The sequence below is a fragment of the Brevibacillus sp. NRRL NRS-603 genome, from assembly GCF_003013445.1.
Taxonomy (GTDB): Bacteria; Bacillota; Bacilli; order Brevibacillales; family Brevibacillaceae; genus Brevibacillus; species Brevibacillus formosus.
In genome coordinates this window covers 1-17535 of record NZ_PXZN01000059.1, presented here as the reverse complement: position 1 = coordinate 17535, position 17535 = coordinate 1, and the positions used below count along the sequence as shown (strand labels likewise).

At 48.5% G+C, this 17535-nt stretch carries 16 protein-coding genes; 11 read left to right on the top strand and 5 right to left on the bottom strand.

Translation table 11 applies throughout. From position 1 onward, the window contains the following. Positions 1 to 91 precede the first annotated feature (91 nt). Positions 92 to 703, top strand: a complete 612-nt coding sequence (locus tag C7R94_RS26855; RefSeq protein ID WP_106785670.1) for a DedA family protein — start codon at positions 92 to 94, stop codon at positions 701 to 703. A gap of 10 nt (positions 704 to 713) precedes the next feature. Here C7R94_RS26855 and C7R94_RS26850 read toward each other — a convergent pair whose 3' ends face one another. Further along, the gene (locus tag C7R94_RS26850) at positions 714 to 2249 is read right to left on the bottom strand and encodes a vWA domain-containing protein (protein WP_106785669.1); all 1536 of its coding nucleotides are present in this window, start codon (positions 2247 to 2249) and stop codon (positions 714 to 716) included. A gap of 21 nt (positions 2250 to 2270) precedes the next feature. After that, complete coding sequence (locus C7R94_RS26845) at positions 2271 to 2477, bottom strand: alpha-helical endospore appendage domain-containing protein (protein WP_233220680.1); 207 nt, start codon at positions 2475 to 2477, stop codon at positions 2271 to 2273. A 197-nt stretch (positions 2478 to 2674) separates the two neighbouring features. Here C7R94_RS26845 and C7R94_RS26840 point away from each other — a divergent pair, with 197 nt between their 5' ends. From C7R94_RS26840 to C7R94_RS26815, 5 genes are all read left to right on the top strand, one after another. Beyond that, positions 2675 to 3739 (top strand): AAA family ATPase, encoded by a 1065-nt coding sequence (locus C7R94_RS26840; RefSeq protein ID WP_106785668.1) that lies wholly within the window; start codon positions 2675 to 2677, stop codon positions 3737 to 3739. A gap of 2 nt (positions 3740 to 3741) precedes the next feature. Continuing rightward, complete coding sequence (locus tag C7R94_RS26835; RefSeq protein WP_106785667.1) at positions 3742 to 5541, top strand: vWA domain-containing protein; 1800 nt, start codon at positions 3742 to 3744, stop codon at positions 5539 to 5541. A 119-nt stretch (positions 5542 to 5660) separates the two neighbouring features. After that, on the top strand, positions 5661 to 6866 hold the full coding sequence (locus C7R94_RS26830) for a chromate transporter (protein WP_106785666.1): 1206 nt from the start codon (positions 5661 to 5663) through the stop codon (positions 6864 to 6866). A 382-nt stretch (positions 6867 to 7248) separates the two neighbouring features. After that, positions 7249 to 7848: a TetR/AcrR family transcriptional regulator gene (locus C7R94_RS26820; RefSeq protein WP_106785665.1), complete on the top strand. Its 600-nt coding sequence runs from the start codon at positions 7249 to 7251 to the stop codon at positions 7846 to 7848. A gap of 65 nt (positions 7849 to 7913) precedes the next feature. Then, positions 7914 to 9143 carry an MFS transporter gene (locus tag C7R94_RS26815; RefSeq protein WP_106785664.1) on the top strand — a complete coding sequence of 410 codons (1230 nt, stop codon included), beginning with the start codon at positions 7914 to 7916 and terminating at the stop codon, positions 9141 to 9143. Between the two features lie 55 nt (positions 9144 to 9198). On the opposite strand, the gene C7R94_RS26810 is transcribed toward C7R94_RS26815, so the two are convergent. Continuing rightward, positions 9199 to 10377, bottom strand: a complete 1179-nt coding sequence (locus C7R94_RS26810) for an oxalate decarboxylase family bicupin (protein WP_106785663.1) — start codon at positions 10375 to 10377, stop codon at positions 9199 to 9201. A gap of 181 nt (positions 10378 to 10558) precedes the next feature. Between C7R94_RS26810 and C7R94_RS26805 the strand changes: the two genes are divergently transcribed. Next, positions 10559 to 11314 (top strand): DUF4241 domain-containing protein, encoded by a 756-nt coding sequence (locus C7R94_RS26805; RefSeq protein ID WP_106785662.1) that lies wholly within the window; start codon positions 10559 to 10561, stop codon positions 11312 to 11314. 12 nt (positions 11315 to 11326) lie between these two features. Here the strand turns inward: C7R94_RS26805 and C7R94_RS26800 are convergent, their stop codons facing one another. Beyond that, positions 11327 to 11890: a hypothetical protein gene (locus tag C7R94_RS26800; RefSeq protein ID WP_106785661.1), complete on the bottom strand. Its 564-nt coding sequence runs from the start codon at positions 11888 to 11890 to the stop codon at positions 11327 to 11329. Between the two features lie 155 nt (positions 11891 to 12045). Here C7R94_RS26800 and C7R94_RS26795 point away from each other — a divergent pair, with 155 nt between their 5' ends. Then, a complete protein-coding gene (locus C7R94_RS26795; RefSeq protein ID WP_106785660.1) occupies positions 12046 to 12633 on the top strand; it encodes a TetR/AcrR family transcriptional regulator in 588 nt (195 codons plus the stop codon). Between the two features lie 121 nt (positions 12634 to 12754). On the opposite strand, the gene C7R94_RS30885 is transcribed toward C7R94_RS26795, so the two are convergent. Further along, entirely contained in the window at positions 12755 to 12883 is a 129-nt protein-coding gene (locus C7R94_RS30885; RefSeq protein WP_255577311.1) for a hypothetical protein, read from the bottom strand. Positions 12884 to 13093: 210 nt separating this feature from the next. On the opposite strand from C7R94_RS30885, the gene C7R94_RS26790 reads away from it, so the two are divergent. The 3 genes from C7R94_RS26790 to C7R94_RS26780 are packed head-to-tail and all read left to right on the top strand — an operon-like array spanning position 13094 to position 17219. Beyond that, entirely contained in the window at positions 13094 to 15376 is a 2283-nt protein-coding gene (locus C7R94_RS26790) for a DEAD/DEAH box helicase (protein WP_106785659.1), read from the top strand. Then, positions 15366 to 16742, top strand: coding sequence for a ribonuclease H-like domain-containing protein (locus C7R94_RS26785; RefSeq protein WP_106785658.1), 1377 nt, complete (start codon positions 15366 to 15368; stop codon positions 16740 to 16742). The genes C7R94_RS26790 and C7R94_RS26785 overlap by 11 nt, the downstream gene beginning before the upstream one ends. An 18-nt stretch (positions 16743 to 16760) precedes the next feature. Continuing rightward, positions 16761 to 17219: a hypothetical protein gene (locus C7R94_RS26780; RefSeq protein WP_106785657.1), complete on the top strand. Its 459-nt coding sequence runs from the start codon at positions 16761 to 16763 to the stop codon at positions 17217 to 17219. The last annotated feature ends 316 nt before the right edge of the window (positions 17220 to 17535 follow it).

Below are 17535 nucleotides of genomic sequence, written 5' to 3'. Positions count from 1 at the left end.
TTAGGATACCATATGCCCTGACCTGAATTTTTGTAAAAAAGCCAGAATGCCAAAGAATAGGGAGAGAATACAATGAAGTAGGACAACATTTCTGGAGGTAGCCGTGGAGCAGCATTTGGATCTTTTTTTGATGAAATACGGATATGTCGGTATCTTTTTTTCGCTCACACTCGGTGTTATAGGGCTCCCGATACCCGATGAGGTACTAATGACGTACGCTGGCTATGCGGTTTCCCGCGGTGTTTTGTACATGCCGTTTACGATGCTGAGTGCCTTTTTGGGAGCGGCAGTAGGGATAACAATCAGCTATGCCATCGCGTGGAAGTGGGGGCTGCCGTTGCTTATGAAGGTTGGACCGTACTTGCATATTACGCCGAAAAAAATAGAGTCAACCCAAAAGCTGTTTGCTAAGTACGGTCCTTACCTGTTGCTCATCGGCTATTTTTTGCCCGGCGTCCGTCATATTACCGCCTATTTGGCAGGTGTCTCTGCGATGGGGTTTCGAAGATTCGCTTTTTTTGCTTACGCGGGCGCATTTCTTTGGAGTGTCACTTTTTTACTGTTGGGACAGACGCTTGAGAAAGAGTGGCTCAAGGTCGTCGTTTATATACGTCATTACGGCATAACATTTTTGCTATTCGGTTCGGGGATTGGAATCATGGTTTACATTTGGATGAGGTACAGGCGCGATACCAGAACATAGGGAACAAGAATTAGTTCCTGCTGATTGCCATGCTATCTTTAACCAAACGGACAAATTCGAGCTGTTCCTCTCCGGTGGCTGTGGCTTCCGCCAGTTTGAGTACATCGGCAAGGGAGCTTCTTTCGGCATACGGACTCTCCCGCAATATTTCCCCGTATTCTGCTACAGCAGCAAGGAACGCTACTCCAGGAGACAAGGCATTTTGCACCTTTACGGGTTCGGAGATTTCCTCTACTTTTTGGGAAGAGGTATTATGATAGCGCACGCGAACCGTCCCGAGATCTGAATGGGCAGGGGAAGCGAGCTTCACTTCATAAAGAGCGGTCACACTATGGCCTGCGCCAATCTCGCCTGCATCTGTCTTGTCGTTACGAAAATCTTTGTCGCGGACATCGCGGTTCTCATAACCGATCAAGCGATACGAGTCTACCTTCTTAGGGTCGAATTCTACTTGGATTTTTACGTCACGAGCGATCGTTTGGAGGGTGCCCGTCAATGATTCCGTAAAAATGCGGCGCGCCTCGGAAAACGTATCGATGTAGGCGTAGTTGCCTTCTCCTTTATTCGCTAATTGCTCCATCAGGACATCATTGTAATTTCCCATGCCAAAGCCAAAGGTGCTCAAGTAAATGTCTTTTCGCGCATAGTCCTCGATCGAACGCAAAATGCCCTCGGCTCCTGTTTCTCCTACATTGGCTACCCCGTCGGAGCATAAAATCACCCTGTTAATGGCAGTAGGCTTGAAGGAACGGGCCGCCATTTCATAACCAAGCACCAGCCCTTCTTCCGCATTCGTGGAGCCTTCGGGTTGCAGATGATCGATGGCTGATAAAATTGCCTTTTTGTCTTCCGTAGAGGTTGGGGGCAAAAGAACGCGTCCCTCTGATCCATAGACGACGATCCCTACTGAATCTGTAGGGTGGAGTTGATCGACAAGAACATGTAAGCTTTTTTTCACCAGCTCTAATCGGTTTTCGCGATTCATCGAGCCAGATACGTCAATGACAAAGACGAGATTAGCGGGCTTCCGCTCTTCTGCGTGTAATTCCTTTCCTTTGATCCCGATTCGCACCACTTGCAAATTTGTTTGAAAGGGAGAGGGGCCACTGTCGGCCTGAATCGCAAATGTCTGATCGGTTGGCGCGGGGTACGAAGTGGGGAAGAAGTTGATGAATTCCTCCACCCGGATGGCTTCTGCTGGCGGGAGAGTCCCGTTTTTAATAAAATTGCGCATTATGGTGTAAGAGGCGGTGTCCACATCAGCGGCAAAAGTAGACAGACGGTCCTTCGCCGCAGAGACAAATTGGTTGGTGCCGTAATCTTTGAAGTACATGTCATTGGGGAGGGGATCGACCGATTTTTTCAGCGCGTAATCAGCTAGTTGGCTGGGAGGACTCGGACTGGAGGCTACCTGATTGCTTTGACCTTGCTCTGCTGCTGGTTTATTTTCGCTTTCGCTTCTTGATACGAACTGTACACTCGAGCTGCATCCGATCAGGGATGCAACCAATATGGTGATGCCACTGGTTTTCACGATTTTTCTCATCTTTTGTTATTCCCCCTTTGCCTATGTTAGCAAATCACTAATGGTTGCAGGGGGACCTGTTAATCCTGGAAGCGTACCAAGGACATATTGAAGCTTTTCTGCCTCTGCGTTGATGATATGACTTAACCCAAGCTCTTCCAATGCAATGGATGCGAGTAGCAAGTTTGCGACTTGGCTTTGTGTGATGGTAATGAGCGGGGTAATGTTTGGGATATTTGCTTGTGACAAATGAAACGTCCTCCTTTTTTATGTCTTTTCATCCTATTCCGGTCCTGTGGATAAGGGGCTTGGTCGGTTGCTCTTTATTCAATCTTCTTGTAATATTAGGAAATATTTGTGGTGTGACGGTCGCTCTAGTCAATGGAAATCAATCATGAAAAGAGGTAGATTACTGCAAAAATCAATCAAACAAGAGAGGTTATGAAATGAATCTAGGCATTCAAGTAACGCAAAATCAACTGATGGATGTGCTGCTAAACGTTGCAGTAGCTCGTCCAGTATTTATTTGGGGCGCACCGGGAATCGGCAAGTCGTCTCTCGTCGAGGCGTTTGCTGAGCAGGTGGGCCTGCCTTGCGTATCGTTATTGGGCAGTCAGCTCGCACCTGAGGATATTATCGGTGTTCCACAGATCGTAGATGGGAAAAGCAGATTTTGCCCACCTGCGCAAATTGCGCGAGAAGAACCGTACTGCTTGTTTCTTGACGAATTAAATGCATGCTCGCAAGAAGTGCAAAAGGCGTTTTACAGTCTGATTCATGAGCGGAGAATCGGGGATTACCATCTGCCAAAAGGGTCCATTGTGATTGGAGCAGGAAATCGCGCGCAGGACAGCGCGATTGTCAAACCGATGTCGTCTGCTCTGATCAACCGGATGTTCCATGTCCAATTGCTAGTTTCGTACGAACAATGGATGAATTGGGCGTACAGCAACGGTATCCATTCCTATGTGCTGCAATTTTTGGAGGTTCGGCCGGACTATTTGTGGTCGCAGCCACCAAAGAGCGAGGAGCCATTTTCTACTCCGCGTTCCTGGCACATGCTCTCTGATGCCCTGAACGAATTTGGTGAGAACTTGACGACAGAGATGGTGGGGGTTCTGGCCTACGGATGCTTGACGCCCCAGCATGCGTCACAATTTCGGGCTTTTCACAAGAACATTCAAGGCAAATACCAGCTCAACCGTATTTTGGAGGGAGAGGCTTCTTTCCCAACGGCTCCAGAGGATCGAGACGTACTGTATTTTCTGGCCGACTCTTTCCGTTCGCAGATCAAAAAAGAACTGCCAGCGGATAAAGCTTCTGTGGGGGAGCAGCATAAGCGGTTTGCACACCGAGCGAAAGCTCTCTTAAAGGAGCTTGCTTCCATCTCTCTGGAAATGGCGCAGATGGTAGTGGCGCGGCACGAGGATGGCGACGGATTGCCAGACTGGTTTGTTGTGGAGGTCATTCGTGATTTACCGCGATTGGCCATGGACAGGAAGGGCAAATAGCAATGGCCAGAGGAGTTCAAACCGACCCGTCGACGCAAAACTACGAGCAGGCCATCCATTTTTTGAGTCATCACCCGATGTTTGGTCCGCTGTCATCGCGAGCACGCTTTATTCGTGCTGAGCGAAGTATTTGCCCGGATAACGGTTGGGTAGTCGTGACCCGGGAAGGCAGCTTGTACGCGCATCCGAAGCGCAGAGGGGAAGTCGGGGAATGGATTTATGTTCTCGCACATGCGCTGCTGCATTTGGGCTTCGGACATTTTGTGGAAAAAGAGCAGCCGATATTGTGGAATATCGCATGCGATTGTTATATTACGCGTTTTTTGAGAGACATGAAGCTGGGGAAGCCTCCTGCCGAAATGGCCTTTGAGCTGGATAAATCGGGAAAGAGCGAAGAAGAGCTTTATGACTGGTTCGTGGAGCATGGGGTGCCGGAGCATTTGAAGCTGTTTGGAACGGGCGGGGAAAAACAGGCAGATATGCTTTTCTCGGATAAATACGTTCGGTACACCTACAATCGGGACGTGAAGTGGGAGCGGCTCTTGGGGATCGGGCTGGCGCAAGCAGTGCAGAGTGCTGTCAGCGTAGCGGGCGGCTATTCCGATGCTCTCGGGAATGAAGAGAACCAGCTGTCCGAGGCACAAAAGGCCAAGCGCTGGTTCATCAATCATTATCCTTTGCTGGCTTCCTTAGCGAGTCATTTCACGATTATCGAGGATTCGCAGATCTGTCAACGGCTGCAAATCTCGGTGGCAGCTATCGATGTTACATCCAACGAAATCTTCATCAATCCTGCGGCGGGCTTGGATGAAGAGGAATGCAAGTTCGTGATGGCACACGAGCTCTTGCACGCTGGACTTCGCCACCATGAGCGCTGCCAAGGTCGCGCCCCGTATTACTGGAATGTCAGCTGCGATTACGTGATTAATCAATGGCTGATGGAGCTCGGTGTGGGACGATTTCCGCAAATTGGCGGACTGTACGATCCAGATTTGAAGGGATTGTCGGCAGAGGCCATTTACGATCGAATCGTGACGGACATGCGTACGTATCGCAAGCTTTACACCTTACGAGGAATCGGCATGGGCGATATTCTGGATGGCGACGATCCGCGTTTTTGGGAAAAGGGTCCAGGAACGACGCTGGATGACTTTTATCGCAATGCGATGTCGCAAGGCTTGATCTACCACCAGGAGAGGGGACGAGGGCTTTTGCCTGCGGGTTTGGTAGAAGAGATTCGCGCCTTGGGGCAACCCCCTATTCCGTGGGATGTTCAGCTCGCCCGTTGGTTTGACGAGCATTTCCCGCCGTTGGAAAAGAGTCGTACGTATGCAAGGGCAAGCCGCAGACAGTCCTCTACACCTGACATTGCCCGTCCAGCCTGGAGCTTTCGGGAAACGGATCAGCTGGCACGCACGTTTGGCGTCGTGATCGATACATCCGGCTCGATGGATACCAAGCTGCTCGGCAAAGCATTGGGGGCGATCGCGAGCTACAGTGAAGCGCGAGATGTTCCTTATGCGCGCGTGGTCTTTTGTGATGCGCAGGCGTATGATGCGGGCTACCTTTCTCCCGAGGACATTGCAGGTCGCGTCAAAGTAAAAGGACGCGGGGGAACGATTCTGCAGCCGGGCATTGACATGCTGGAGAAAGCAACCGACTTTCCGAAGGACGGACCAATTTTGATCATTACCGATGGGGAATGTGATCGGATTAAAGTAACTCGCAGTCATGCCATCATGCTACCGAAGGGGAGTAACCTGCCTTTCGTGGCGAGAGGACCGGTATTTCGAATGGAATAGCAGGATTTGGGCTCCGTATCGTTGCGGAGCCTTTTTCACGATCTTTTTACAATGAAAGGGGAGGAAAAGCGATAAAATAACTTGTATGATGAAGCGGAAAGTGGAGAGGTGTCAGCTCAGTGGAGAATAATATTCAATATGAAACCGAGCACCAAAAAGGTAGATGGGGGTCTTTGATTGAAGTTCTGCTCGTTTCTGCCAAGCTGGGTGTGACTTCATTCGGCGGTCCCATCGCGCATCTCGGTTACTTTCACAACGAATACATTCGACGTAGAAAATGGATGGATGAGCATAGCTACGCAGACTTGGTTGCGCTTTGTCAGTTCCTCCCTGGTCCCGCAAGCAGCCAGGTAGGAATCGGGATCGGAATCATGCGAGCCGGATTGTGGGGAGGGGTTGCCGCATGGATCGGTTTCACCCTGCCTTCGGTATTGGCTCTCCTGATATTTGCGTTTACTTTACAAGGAATGGGCAGTGGCAGTGCTCCCTGGATTCACGGTTTAAAATTAGTAGCTGTTGCGATTGTTGCTCATGCCGTATGGGGCATGGGACAAAAGCTCGCCCCGGATCGAACACGGGTGACGATGGCGATCCTCGCGGCTGCCATCACGTTATTGTGGCATTCTGCATGGAGTCAGGTGACAGTCATGATTTTAGCAGGAATAGCTGGATTGCTTTTCTTTCGTCAGCCAAAAGTTTCGGATTTTCCTGAATTTCGTGTGCCGATCAGTCGTGGACTAGCCATTGCGTGCTGGATGGTTTTCTTCGGATTATTGCTTGTACTGCCCATCCTCCGAGAGAGCACAGGCTTCTCCTTACTAGCTCTGTTTGAGAGCTTTTACCGTGCGGGTTCTCTTGTTTTTGGCGGAGGTCATGTTGTATTGCCTTTGCTTGAGCGGGAAGTGATCCCGACCGGTTGGCTAACGCAAGAAGCTTTTCTGACGGGCTACGGCGCAACACAAGCAGTGCCGGGGCCATTGTTTACGTTTGCCACTTATCTGGGAGCAATGATCGCAGGAGGAGTCGGTGCAGCAGTAGCTACGATTGCCATTTTTCTACCGGCCTTTTTGCTCGTCATCGGCGCATTGCCGTTTTGGAATTCCTTGAGGAGAAACTCCAAAATCAAAGGAATGCTGGTAGGTGTAAATGCAGCAGTCGTCGGTATTTTACTTGCAGCCCTGTACGACCCGATTTGGACGAGTACGATTCTTGCTCCATTGGATTTTATCGTAGCGGCTATTTTGTTTATCATGCTGGAGCACTGGAAGCTGCCGCCATGGCTGGTTGTGGTTACGGGGGCTTTGTACGGCCTGTTGCTGACTTAAACTGATAGGCAGTCATTATCATCCTAAGTTTTAAAAGGTCTCAAACGAACCAATAAGGCTGGTGAGAAGAAAAAGCACAGAGCTCGTAGACCTTGACAACGCCTGCCCAGTCGGAACTTCAAAAAGGGGACCCGCTTGTCGAACACTTCTTCCTTGAGAAACTTCCGCCCGTAGGGTGGCTTTGGCTCGACGGTCCCCTTTTTGAAGTGGAGACGGCCAGAGAATCCCCCCTGCTGGCGTGTCAGAGTCGTAGAGACCTGTGCTTTTTCTTCTCCTCCACTATGTTGACTCAAACCAAAGAAAGTTTGCCAACTATGTATGTAACGCTTATAATACTGAATGAAAGTTCAGTATTGTAGGATGGGAAGCTGGTGAAGGAGCATTGAATAAAAAGAAGCAGCAAACGGAGCAGACCAAGAAAAAAATAGCGGATGCGGCCAGAATTTTATTTATGCAAAAAGGCTACAAGGCCACATCAATAGAAGATATCGTGAAAGCTACTGGATACAGCGGCGGTAACATTTATTATCATTTCAAGAGCAAGGAAGGGCTGTTCTTACATCTGATTGAAGCTTGGAACAAGGAATGGGAAGAGCAGTGGCTGGAAAAGGAACAGCTCTATACGACCTCGATCGATAAATTGTATGGAATGGCTGAACATTTTGCGACCGATTTTATGAACCATCCGCTGACCAAGGCTGCTGATGAATTTTTCGATATGTCGGAGAAGCCTTCGGATGTAGAGGAGCGTATCAACGAAATGATCCAAGGCTACATTGACTTTAATCAGCAATTGCTCCAGAAGGGGATCGATAACGGCGAATTTGAAATGACGAATGTAACCGGAGTCGCCATTATCTTGGACAGCCTGATGTTTGGTTTAAATCAACATTCGCGACGAATGGAGCGAGAGGAAGCGCTGGCAACTTTTCGGTTAGCGATGGATGTGTTTCTATTTGGCATTGTCAAACCGTCCCGCTAGCTTTTTTTACGCGATTATCTAGAATGGATATTCAGTGTTTGGGGAATGGATTGGAGGAATAGCAAATGGCTTTATTATTAAAAAATCAGGGAGCCCTATTGATTCTGATGTTCAATATTTTCCTTGTCTTTACGGGGATCGGGCTTGTTATACCGATTATGCCAAAGTACATGGAAAGTTTAGGCATTACCGGGGGGACTATCGGCCTGTTAGTGGCAGCCTTTTCGCTGACGCAGCTTCTTTTTTCCCCCATTGCCGGGCGATGGGCTGATTCATTCGGAAGAAAAAAGATCATTGTGATCGGCTTGGTCGTATTTGCTATCTCAGAAGGGATGTTTGGAATAGCGAATTCTCCAGTCCTGCTGTTTGTTTCTAGGTTGCTAGGCGGCATCAGTGCCGCACTGATTATGCCGGCCGTAATGGCTTACTCAGCAGATATTACAACGAATGAAGAACGAGCGGCCGGGATGGGGTATATTACGGCGGCCATTACGACTGGTTTTATTATCGGTCCAGGCATTGGAGGATACATTGCTGAATTTGGTATTCGCGCCCCTTTTTTTACCGCAGGAATTGCGGGACTGATTGCTGCATGCATCACGTTGTTGATCCTCAAGGAATCAAAACCTACGGAAGAATCATTAGCTGACTCTCTTTCTAGTGAAAAACAACAAAGCAGTCTTCTTTCCCAGTTAATGTACTCCTATCGAGAGCCATATTTTTTCAGTTTGATTATTGTGTTTGTTATGTCTTTCGGACTGGCTAATTTTGAAACGGTCTTTTCCTTGTTTGTCGACCATAAGTTTGGATTTGAACCGAAAGATATCGCGTTTATCATTACATTCGGGTCAATTGCAGGGGCAGTGGTTCAGCTTACTGCCTTTAGCTGGATCATGAATCGCTTTGGCGAGAAAAGGGTCATTTCTGTCTGTCTGCTCTTTGCTGGTTTGTTTATTGTTCTGACGCTTTTTGTTCACGGATTTTGGATGATTTTTGCCGTTACTTTTATCGTGTTTCTGGCGATCGATATTTTGCGACCGGCCATCAGTACCCAAATGTCGATGCTTGCAAAGGATCAACAGGGGTATGTTGCTGGCCTTAACTCGGCCTTTACCAGTCTTGGCAATATTGCAGGTCCTATCGTAGCTGGATTCTTATTCGATATCGATATCAACTATCCGTACGGGCTAGCGTGTCTGATTTTGCTTATCTGTTTCGTCTTATCACTGGGAGTGAAAAACCGCAATCTGAAGGATGCCAATGCGGTTTCCAGACAATCGTCCATTCATGGATGATGAATCATGGCTCTCCACAAAAGACCAGTCCATTGGGGCTGGTCTTTTCATGCATTCACGGGACATAGCCATATCCAGGATATTTGACTACCGGCCATTTATCCTTGCGCAAGCCATCCAGCAATTCAGGACCTACGCATAGATTGGAAGCGACGAGTTCAGGCGGGGTGAGCGCCATCCATTGATTCAGTGAGACATCGACAAAGCGGTCGCTCTTGAACATTTCCAAAAACCACACCGTTTCCGTCCCGGTATTTTGGATATAATGCCCCGTCGCAAATGGAACGTAACCGACATCCCCTGCTTGGTAGTCAAAGGTTCGGGCGTTTCCGTTTCCGGTGAAAACGGTCATGCGTGCTTGGCCTGAAATGTAATATTGCCACTCGTCGTTATTGGGATGCCAATGCAGCTCTCTCATGGCACCGGGGCGTAGCTCTACGAGTGCTGCCGCGATCGTTTTGGAGATCGGAAAGTTGCGGGAATCGACGATGCGCACACTGCCGCCAGGTGTGATCAGTGGTCGTTGCGCAAGTAAGCGATGGGTAAAGGGAAGGGGAACGGTTCCGTACGGGGATTCTACTTCATCTTCTTCTACGGGACTGGGAACCTCGTCCTGATAAATGTACACTTGCTCGCAAGGAATGTCGGCAAAGGCTGGTTCAGGCACACCAAAATTTGCGGAAAGCACATCTTTTGGTGTATGAGCAAACCAATCGGAGATCGATAGCGTATTCAGATCGGAAAAATGCCCATCGTCGAAAACGAGCAAAAACTCGCAGCCTTCCTCGAGTCCCTGAATGGAGTGGGGGATGCCAGGAGGGAAATACCACAGATCGCCTTTGCCGATATCTGCGATAAAATTGCGTCCGCGTTGGTCAACGGATGTAATTCGTGCACGGCCGAGCAGCATGTAGGCCCATTCCGCTTGCTGATGCCAGTGCAGCTCCCGCACACCGCCCGGCGTCAGGCTCATGTTTACACCCGCAAGTGTAGTGGCAATTGGCAGCTCGCGAATGGTGACTTCCCGGGACCATCCGCCATGATTTAACGTCATGAAGGCATCTGAAAAGGAAAATTTTAGGTTGGGCAGCAAGCCCGCATCTGTGACAGGAGGAACTAGCATATTCGGATTTTGCCGATCACGCATGACGTTCCGTGGGCCGAGATCGACCCATCCGGTCCCGTCTCTCCTCATGGGCTGAGGAATTTGATTCCCTTTGTCTGGCGGATTCATTCGGGGCAACCTCCTTTATCCTTGGACATGCATAGGTTTTGGTGTACTTCATCCACTAACCATGCCTATGCATCGGCTTGCCCGTTATGCAAACATCCAAGCCGTTCTATCGTTTCTATGGGTGATTCTGTATAATTTTAGGAGTGATTGACAAATTTACAATAGTGGGATGGGTATAAAGATGAGGAAGATTCCAAACGATCAATGGTTAGCACGATATGAGCAACAAAAACAGATGTTAGAGCCCCTTGTTGACTTACACACCTATTTCACATCAAAAAAGATCAGTGGGAAACCAATCAACTTGCTTTCTTTGGGGGAAATCACGATTCCCACTGGGGAGATCATCGTTCGTGATCCGCTTGTGTATCTGGAGAGAAATAGTGCCCCGTATTTTCAAAAAGTCCCTACAGGAACCTTCCCATTAACCGTTTGCGTGGTAACAGTCGAAGAAGACCATTACCGCTATGCAGCTGCTAAGGTGGAGTTCACAAATAAAAAACCCCAGAAATTCACGGAAGCTCTCATTGGAGACGAGGACCTCGAAAATCTAGGGGAAGGTGAATATTTTGGTTTTAATGTGGATGCAGGTCTTGCTACTGTAGTGGATGTCAAAACGAGAGATGCTTATCTGGATTTTTATGATAGCTGGAAAAAAGAGAATCCAGACGGCAATATTTACGATGATTATTTTGCGGATGTTTTTGCACAAAGTTACAAAGACCATCCAAAATATCAACGAAGCGCTGGAGATTATATAAACTGGACGATACCGGGCACGGATTTATCGATTCCGATGATTCAGACGGGATTTGGAGACGGAGCCTATCCTGTCTATTTTGGGTTAGATGAAAACGATCAAATATGCCAGCTGGTGATTCAATTTATTTGCATTGAGCTTGCATTTGGTGAGGATGACAACGAAGACGAAAGCTAGTAGGAAAGCCTCTCACCAATCCTTTTTGGAAACTGTGCCCCGCTTATCTTTCTTTGGGAAGAGAAAATAGCTGGCTGTAAACAACAGATCAACCCCCAGAACAACGGTCCATAGCCGGAGAATATACCATAAAGAAGCAGTTCGTTCTGCATCATTGATAAAGTAGATGGTCCCGGCTAAGAGAGCCGCCCCAATTACATAGGCGAAGAGATGTCTAAACCAGCTTTTGGCGTAATGCTTGGCGTACTCCATGCCGTATAACTTGGGTTTAGGTGTACCTTCCTTAGTGACGTATTGCTGAAATTTTTCATCCGCCCATTGAATCATGCTTTTCCCAAACGCAAGCGATACCCCAATATAAACGGCAGCCAGCGCATGAGGAATTGTAGCGGTAGCTCCACGATACAAATCCACGCTCGTGACAACGAGCAAAACCACATCAACAACAGGCGTCAGGGCGAGAAGTAAAAGCCCGGCCTTTTTTTGTTTGAGTACGTACCTTGTGAAAAGGCCAAGTACAATGACCACCCAAAAGGCGATTTCGCACGCGACAATCATCCATGCAACAAAATTCACTAGTATAGGTCCCCTTTTCGGAAGTTTCTTCTCCTGCATGAGGAGTTTTTTAATACGATCGTGCTAACAAAAAGGATTTTAACATCGCTCCTAAAATAATACAACTGTATTGTTAAGGGTTGCTTGTCCCTTGCAAATCTTGTTAAAATACAACTATGCCGAAAATTATCGATCATGAGAAAAGAAGAGAACAAATAGCAGAAGCAACGTGGCGTGTCATTGTTGAGCAAGGAATGGAGGGAGCGACGGTAAGAGGCATTGCAAAAGAAGCAGGACTTTCATTAGGTGCTCTGCGACATTACTTCGCAACACAGGATGAACTGCTAATGTATGCCATGCAGCTCGTTAAAGAGAGGGCGACAGCTCGAATTGCTGAAGTCGCCGCCGACGAAGAATTGCTACCAAAAGAGAGATTCACGAAAATTTTTCTGGAGCTTCTCCCTACGAATCAAGAAAAGATGGTCGAAATGGAAGTGTGGTTTGCTTTTACCGTGTACTTCCGCCACAAGAAAGATGGATTTGACGCACAGCATGACGGAATATATGCCGGCGTCCGCAAGCTGCTGGACTCTGCTGATCAACTGCATTTATTACGCAAAGAGCTGGACAAAGAGCTGGAAGCAGAAAAGCTCTATGCTGTCATCGATGGTCTGGCGCTGCATGCCTATCTCGAACCGCAGCGTGTCGATGGGGAACGGATTACGAAAGTGCTGGAGCATCATCTGGCATCCTTGTTTCATTAACGGACTATTAAGAAACACATATCAATACTCTCATAAAGACAAGCAATCGGATCATGGAAGGGTTGATCTGATTGCTTTTTTTCTTCGGCACGCAGCTTGGGATTCTTCGATAAAGTAGCTTTTAACGCTTTTTCAATTCTTCTAGAAGTTCAATTATTTTATCATTTTGCACTGTTATTTTTTTGAGACTGAATGCGATTGGCAAGAGCAAAGCAACTATCAAAGGGAGAACTACTAATTCTACGATCAAGGGTAGTCACCTCCAATTAATCGTTTATAGATATTGAAAAGCTAATCCGTCTTAAACTCGACTTTAGCATATTAAATAGTTTTTGATCCTATTTTTTCCAGTGGTATATTGCTCTATGTCGTCCACAACTTGAATTCAACGTGTGGATGTTTATTCCATGTTTACATACCGAACGTCCATTCGTAAAATGGTAGCAAGAAGGTGACGAAAATGAATGTGAAAAAAAATATCGCAGCCATATTGGATCACATAAAAACAGATGAACGATTTCGCGATAACATTGCGCATTGGAGGGTCATTCCTGCTCGTGAAGCAAAGTCCGTTCCATTTCCAAGTGAGCTGGACGGACGAATCCGAGATGCCCTGACCAATAGAGGCATCCCCTCCTTATACACCCACCAAGAAACGTCTTTTCGCCATGTGCGCGAAGGCAAACACATCGTTGCGGTTACGCCCACGGCTTCAGGAAAAAGCATGTGCTATCATTTGCCGATTCTTCAGACGTTATCGGAAGACACGCAAGCACGGGCTCTTTACTTGTTCCCCACCAAGGCTTTGGCGCAGGATCAAAAATCCGAGCTGCACGAGCTAATTACGGAAATGGGCCTTTCGATCAAATCCGAAACATATGATGGTGATACGCCTGCAAATATCCGGCAGATGGTACGCAAGGCAGGAAATATCGTCATCACCAACCCAGACATGCTACACTCCGCCATTTTGCCACATCACACCAAGTGGGTGTCCTTTTTTGAGCATCTCAAATACATTGTGATTGACGAGCTGCATACATATCGCGGCGTTTTTGGAAGTCATGTCGCCAACGTCATTCGGAGGTTGAAGCGTATTTGTGCTTTTTATGGGAGTCATCCGCAATTCATTTGCACTTCGGCTACCATCGCCAACCCGAAGCAATTGGCGGAAGCCCTGACAGAAGAAGAGGTAGAGCTGGTCAACAACAATGGTGCTCCGTCTGGCATCAAGCATTTCCTCTTCTACAACCCGCCTGTGGTCAACAAGCAGCTCAATATTAGACGCAGTGCCACATTGGAGGCACGGGACATTACCGAGCAGTTTCTGACCAATGGCATTCAGACGATTTTGTTTGCGAGAAGCCGTGTACGTGTAGAGATTTTGCTGACGTATTTGCAGGAGCTGATTCGCCGCAAGCTCGGGCCTAAAACGATCCAAGGGTATCGGGGCGGCTATTTGCCGAGCCAGCGTAGAGAGATCGAGCGCGGCTTGCGAAATGGCGATATTATGGGCGTGGTCAGCACCAATGCGCTGGAGCTTGGGGTAGATATCGGTCAGCTTCAGGCGTGTGTTATTACCGGCTATCCGGGCTCGGTCGCAAGTACATGGCAGCAGGCAGGACGGGCAGGAAGACGGCAGGGGGAATCCGTCGTCGTAATGGTTGGCAGCTCCACGCCGTTGGACCAGTATGTGATCGCCAATCCGGAGTACTTTTTCGATCGCAGTCCTGAGACAGCGCGGATCAATCCAGATAACCTGATCATTTTGGTGGATCACCTCAAGTGTGCGGCATATGAGCTGCCGTTTCGGGAGGGAGATACATTCGGAAGAGCGGAAATCGTGGAAATTCTGGAGTTTTTGACCGAGGAGCAGGTGCTTCATTACTCACGGGGAAAGTGGTTCTGGATGAACGATTCATTCCCGGCCCACAACATCAGTCTGCGGTCAGCTTCGCAGGAAAATGTCGTGATCATCGACATCAGTGAACGGGGAGATGAGCGTGTCATCGGGGAAATGGATCGTTTTAGCTCCATGACGCTTTTGCATGACGAAGCCATTTACCTGCATCAGGGGACGCAGTTCCAGGTGGAAAAGCTGGACTACGAGGAAAAGAAGGCGTATGTCCGGGAAGTGCAGGTCGATTATTACACGGACGCCAACTTGGCCGTCTCGCTGAAGGTATTGGAGCAGGATCAGTCCCGTCGTCATGCGCAGAGCACGTTGGCTTATGGCGAAGTGGCTGTGAATGCGATGGCGACGATCTTTAAGAAAATCAAGTTCGAGACGCATGAAAATATCGGCTCGGGACCGATTCATTTGCCGGAAGAGGAGCTGCATACAAATGCGGCGTGGATCGGCTTTTCCGAAGCGCTGCTCGGCGAGATTGGGACAGAGGATGTGGAGCGTGGCTTGGTTGGTTTGGCGCATGTGTTGCAGCACGTAGCTCCGCTGTTTGTCATGTGCGACCCGATGGACCTGCACGTGATACCGCAACGAAAGGCCGTTCATTCGCAGGAGCCGACGATTTTTCTGTACGACCGTTATCCGGGAGGCATCGGCTTAAGCGAGCAAGTATATAAGGAAATGGAGACGATTTTGACGCAGGCAGAGCGGATGATTGTCTCTTGCCCGTGTGAGTCAGGCTGTCCATCTTGTGTGGGAGCGACGGATGACGGCAGCAAAGGGCTAGCCATGACCTTGCTGCGAATCGCTCAAGGGGGAAGTACTTATGTCTCTTAAATCCAAGCTGCAACGGATGAAGGGACATCTCTCGCTGGAAACGGACAAAGCGGTAGCGCCAGCAGTCGAACCGGAAACGCTCATTCATAAGAAAGAGCCGGAGGAGGAGTCGAGGGCGGCTGTACCAGCGGATAGCAACGCCGAGCTAGAGATACCTTTTGCTGACAAATGGAAGGAAATGCAGGCATCGCCCTACATCTGGGATGACGAGTACGTCATGATTCGCGAGGTTCGCTATCCGATCGATCAACAGCATGGCGCTTACGCCTTTTCCGAGCTGCATGAGGCGATTCGTATGTGGGAAGCGGCTGGTCGAGAGCATCCGCTGTCCGCTGCGGGCAGGAAGCCAGAAGACTTGCTGTTTTTCGATACGGAGACGACAGGATTGTCAGGCGGGGCAGGCAATACGATTTTTCTTTTGGGGTACAGTCGTATCGAGGGGGAGCACGTCGTGGTGCGCCAGCATTTTCTCCCGGGCCCGCATGCAGAGGTGACCTTGTACCAATCGTTTTTGGAGCAAGCACAGAAGTCCTCGCATCTGGTGACCTTTAATGGAAAGTCCTTTGACTGGCCCCAGGTGCGGACGAGGCATACACTGGTGCGCGATCAAGTGCCTGCTTTGCCTACCTTTGGTCATTTTGACCTTTTGCACGGGGCGAGGAGATTGTGGAAAGCGGAGCTGGAATCGTGCCGATTGGGCATCATCGAGCAGGAAAAGCTGGATGTTTTTCGCGAGGATGATTTGCCCGGCTATTTGGCGCCGGTGCGGTATTTCGACTTTTTGCATGCCCAAGACCCTGATGTAATTGAAGGCGTGCTGCGTCATAACGAGACCGACGTCCTGTCTCTGATCACGATGTACATTCACATGACGCGGCTACTGGTAGGGCAAGGGAGTGTAACGGTATCTCTCGAAGAAAGCTACGAAATTGCCAGATGGTACGACGCTCTTGGGGATCAGGAAGCCGCTATGGCAGGCTATCGTCTCGTGGCAGACAGTGAGCATGCGTGGAATAACCGGGCCAAGCTCGCCATCGGTCATCTGTACAAAAAGCAAAAGGATTGGCTCCAAGCCCTAACCGTTTGGGAGTCGTGTATTCAGTCCACCGGATATGTCCCCGAAGAGGTTTATATTGAGGCTGCCAAGCTGTATGAACACCAATTGAAGGATTGGGAGAAGGCTTTGCATTATACGAAGCAAGCGTATGAGCAGTGGAAGAAGCGGGCGAGTCTGTTGCGCAACAGGTCCAAGGTCGACGCAGAGGCCTATCAAAAGCGAATCGATCGGTTGGAAGGGAAGCTTCGCGGAAACGAAGCGGAAGAAGAGAGCTTGTTGTCCGGATTTTTGGATTGGGCGGATGAGTAAGGGTGATGGGGGATTGGGATGAGGCATATTGTCTTGTTTTTGATGGTGTTTCTACTTCTGGGAGGTTGCTCCGCTAATGACGACTGGGTGCATACGTTTACGGGGGAGAGTGACAATTGGATTGTGGTCATGGAGATCAGGCCGATTGAGAGTGAACACACAACAGTTGCCTACCCATTTTATTTGGTGAAGAAAATGGAGAGCCAAGTAACAAAGGTGTATGCCGAAGCGGATTTAGTCAACGGGAGTAGGGGGAGCAACCTCAATCAAATTGATTTAGAGGAGATCAATAAAAAGCAGCAGCTACTGCTTTTTCAGGAGTACCCGAATTCCCCCTCACCCGATTTTCCTGGAAAAAATACGCCGAAAGAACAGCTCGAATACTACTTCTCAGATTTGAAAATGAATCTAAAATGGACAGACGAACGGGGACAGCATCAAGAACAAATCATGCTAAAACTAAAAACAACTCCTTGATGAAACAAGGGAGAATATGATTACGACTATCGGGTAGAGTCTAAAGTACGTCTATTAATGAAAACGGGTAGTATTAGCGAAGTTGACACCACTCATTACATAGATGTATTTACGTGGGGAAAATAGAACGCAACCCTTTTCCAGTTATTTCATTTGATGAAGTGAAGAGATCATGTTATATTAGTAATCCGCCTTTCAAAAAGAGCGGAACAAAATGAAACACTCCAATTATTACCTGTTGATTTTAAATAATGATACATGGTATATTGTGAATCTAGCGCATTTGAAGTGCTAGTGAAAATGCTCTTTGAAAACT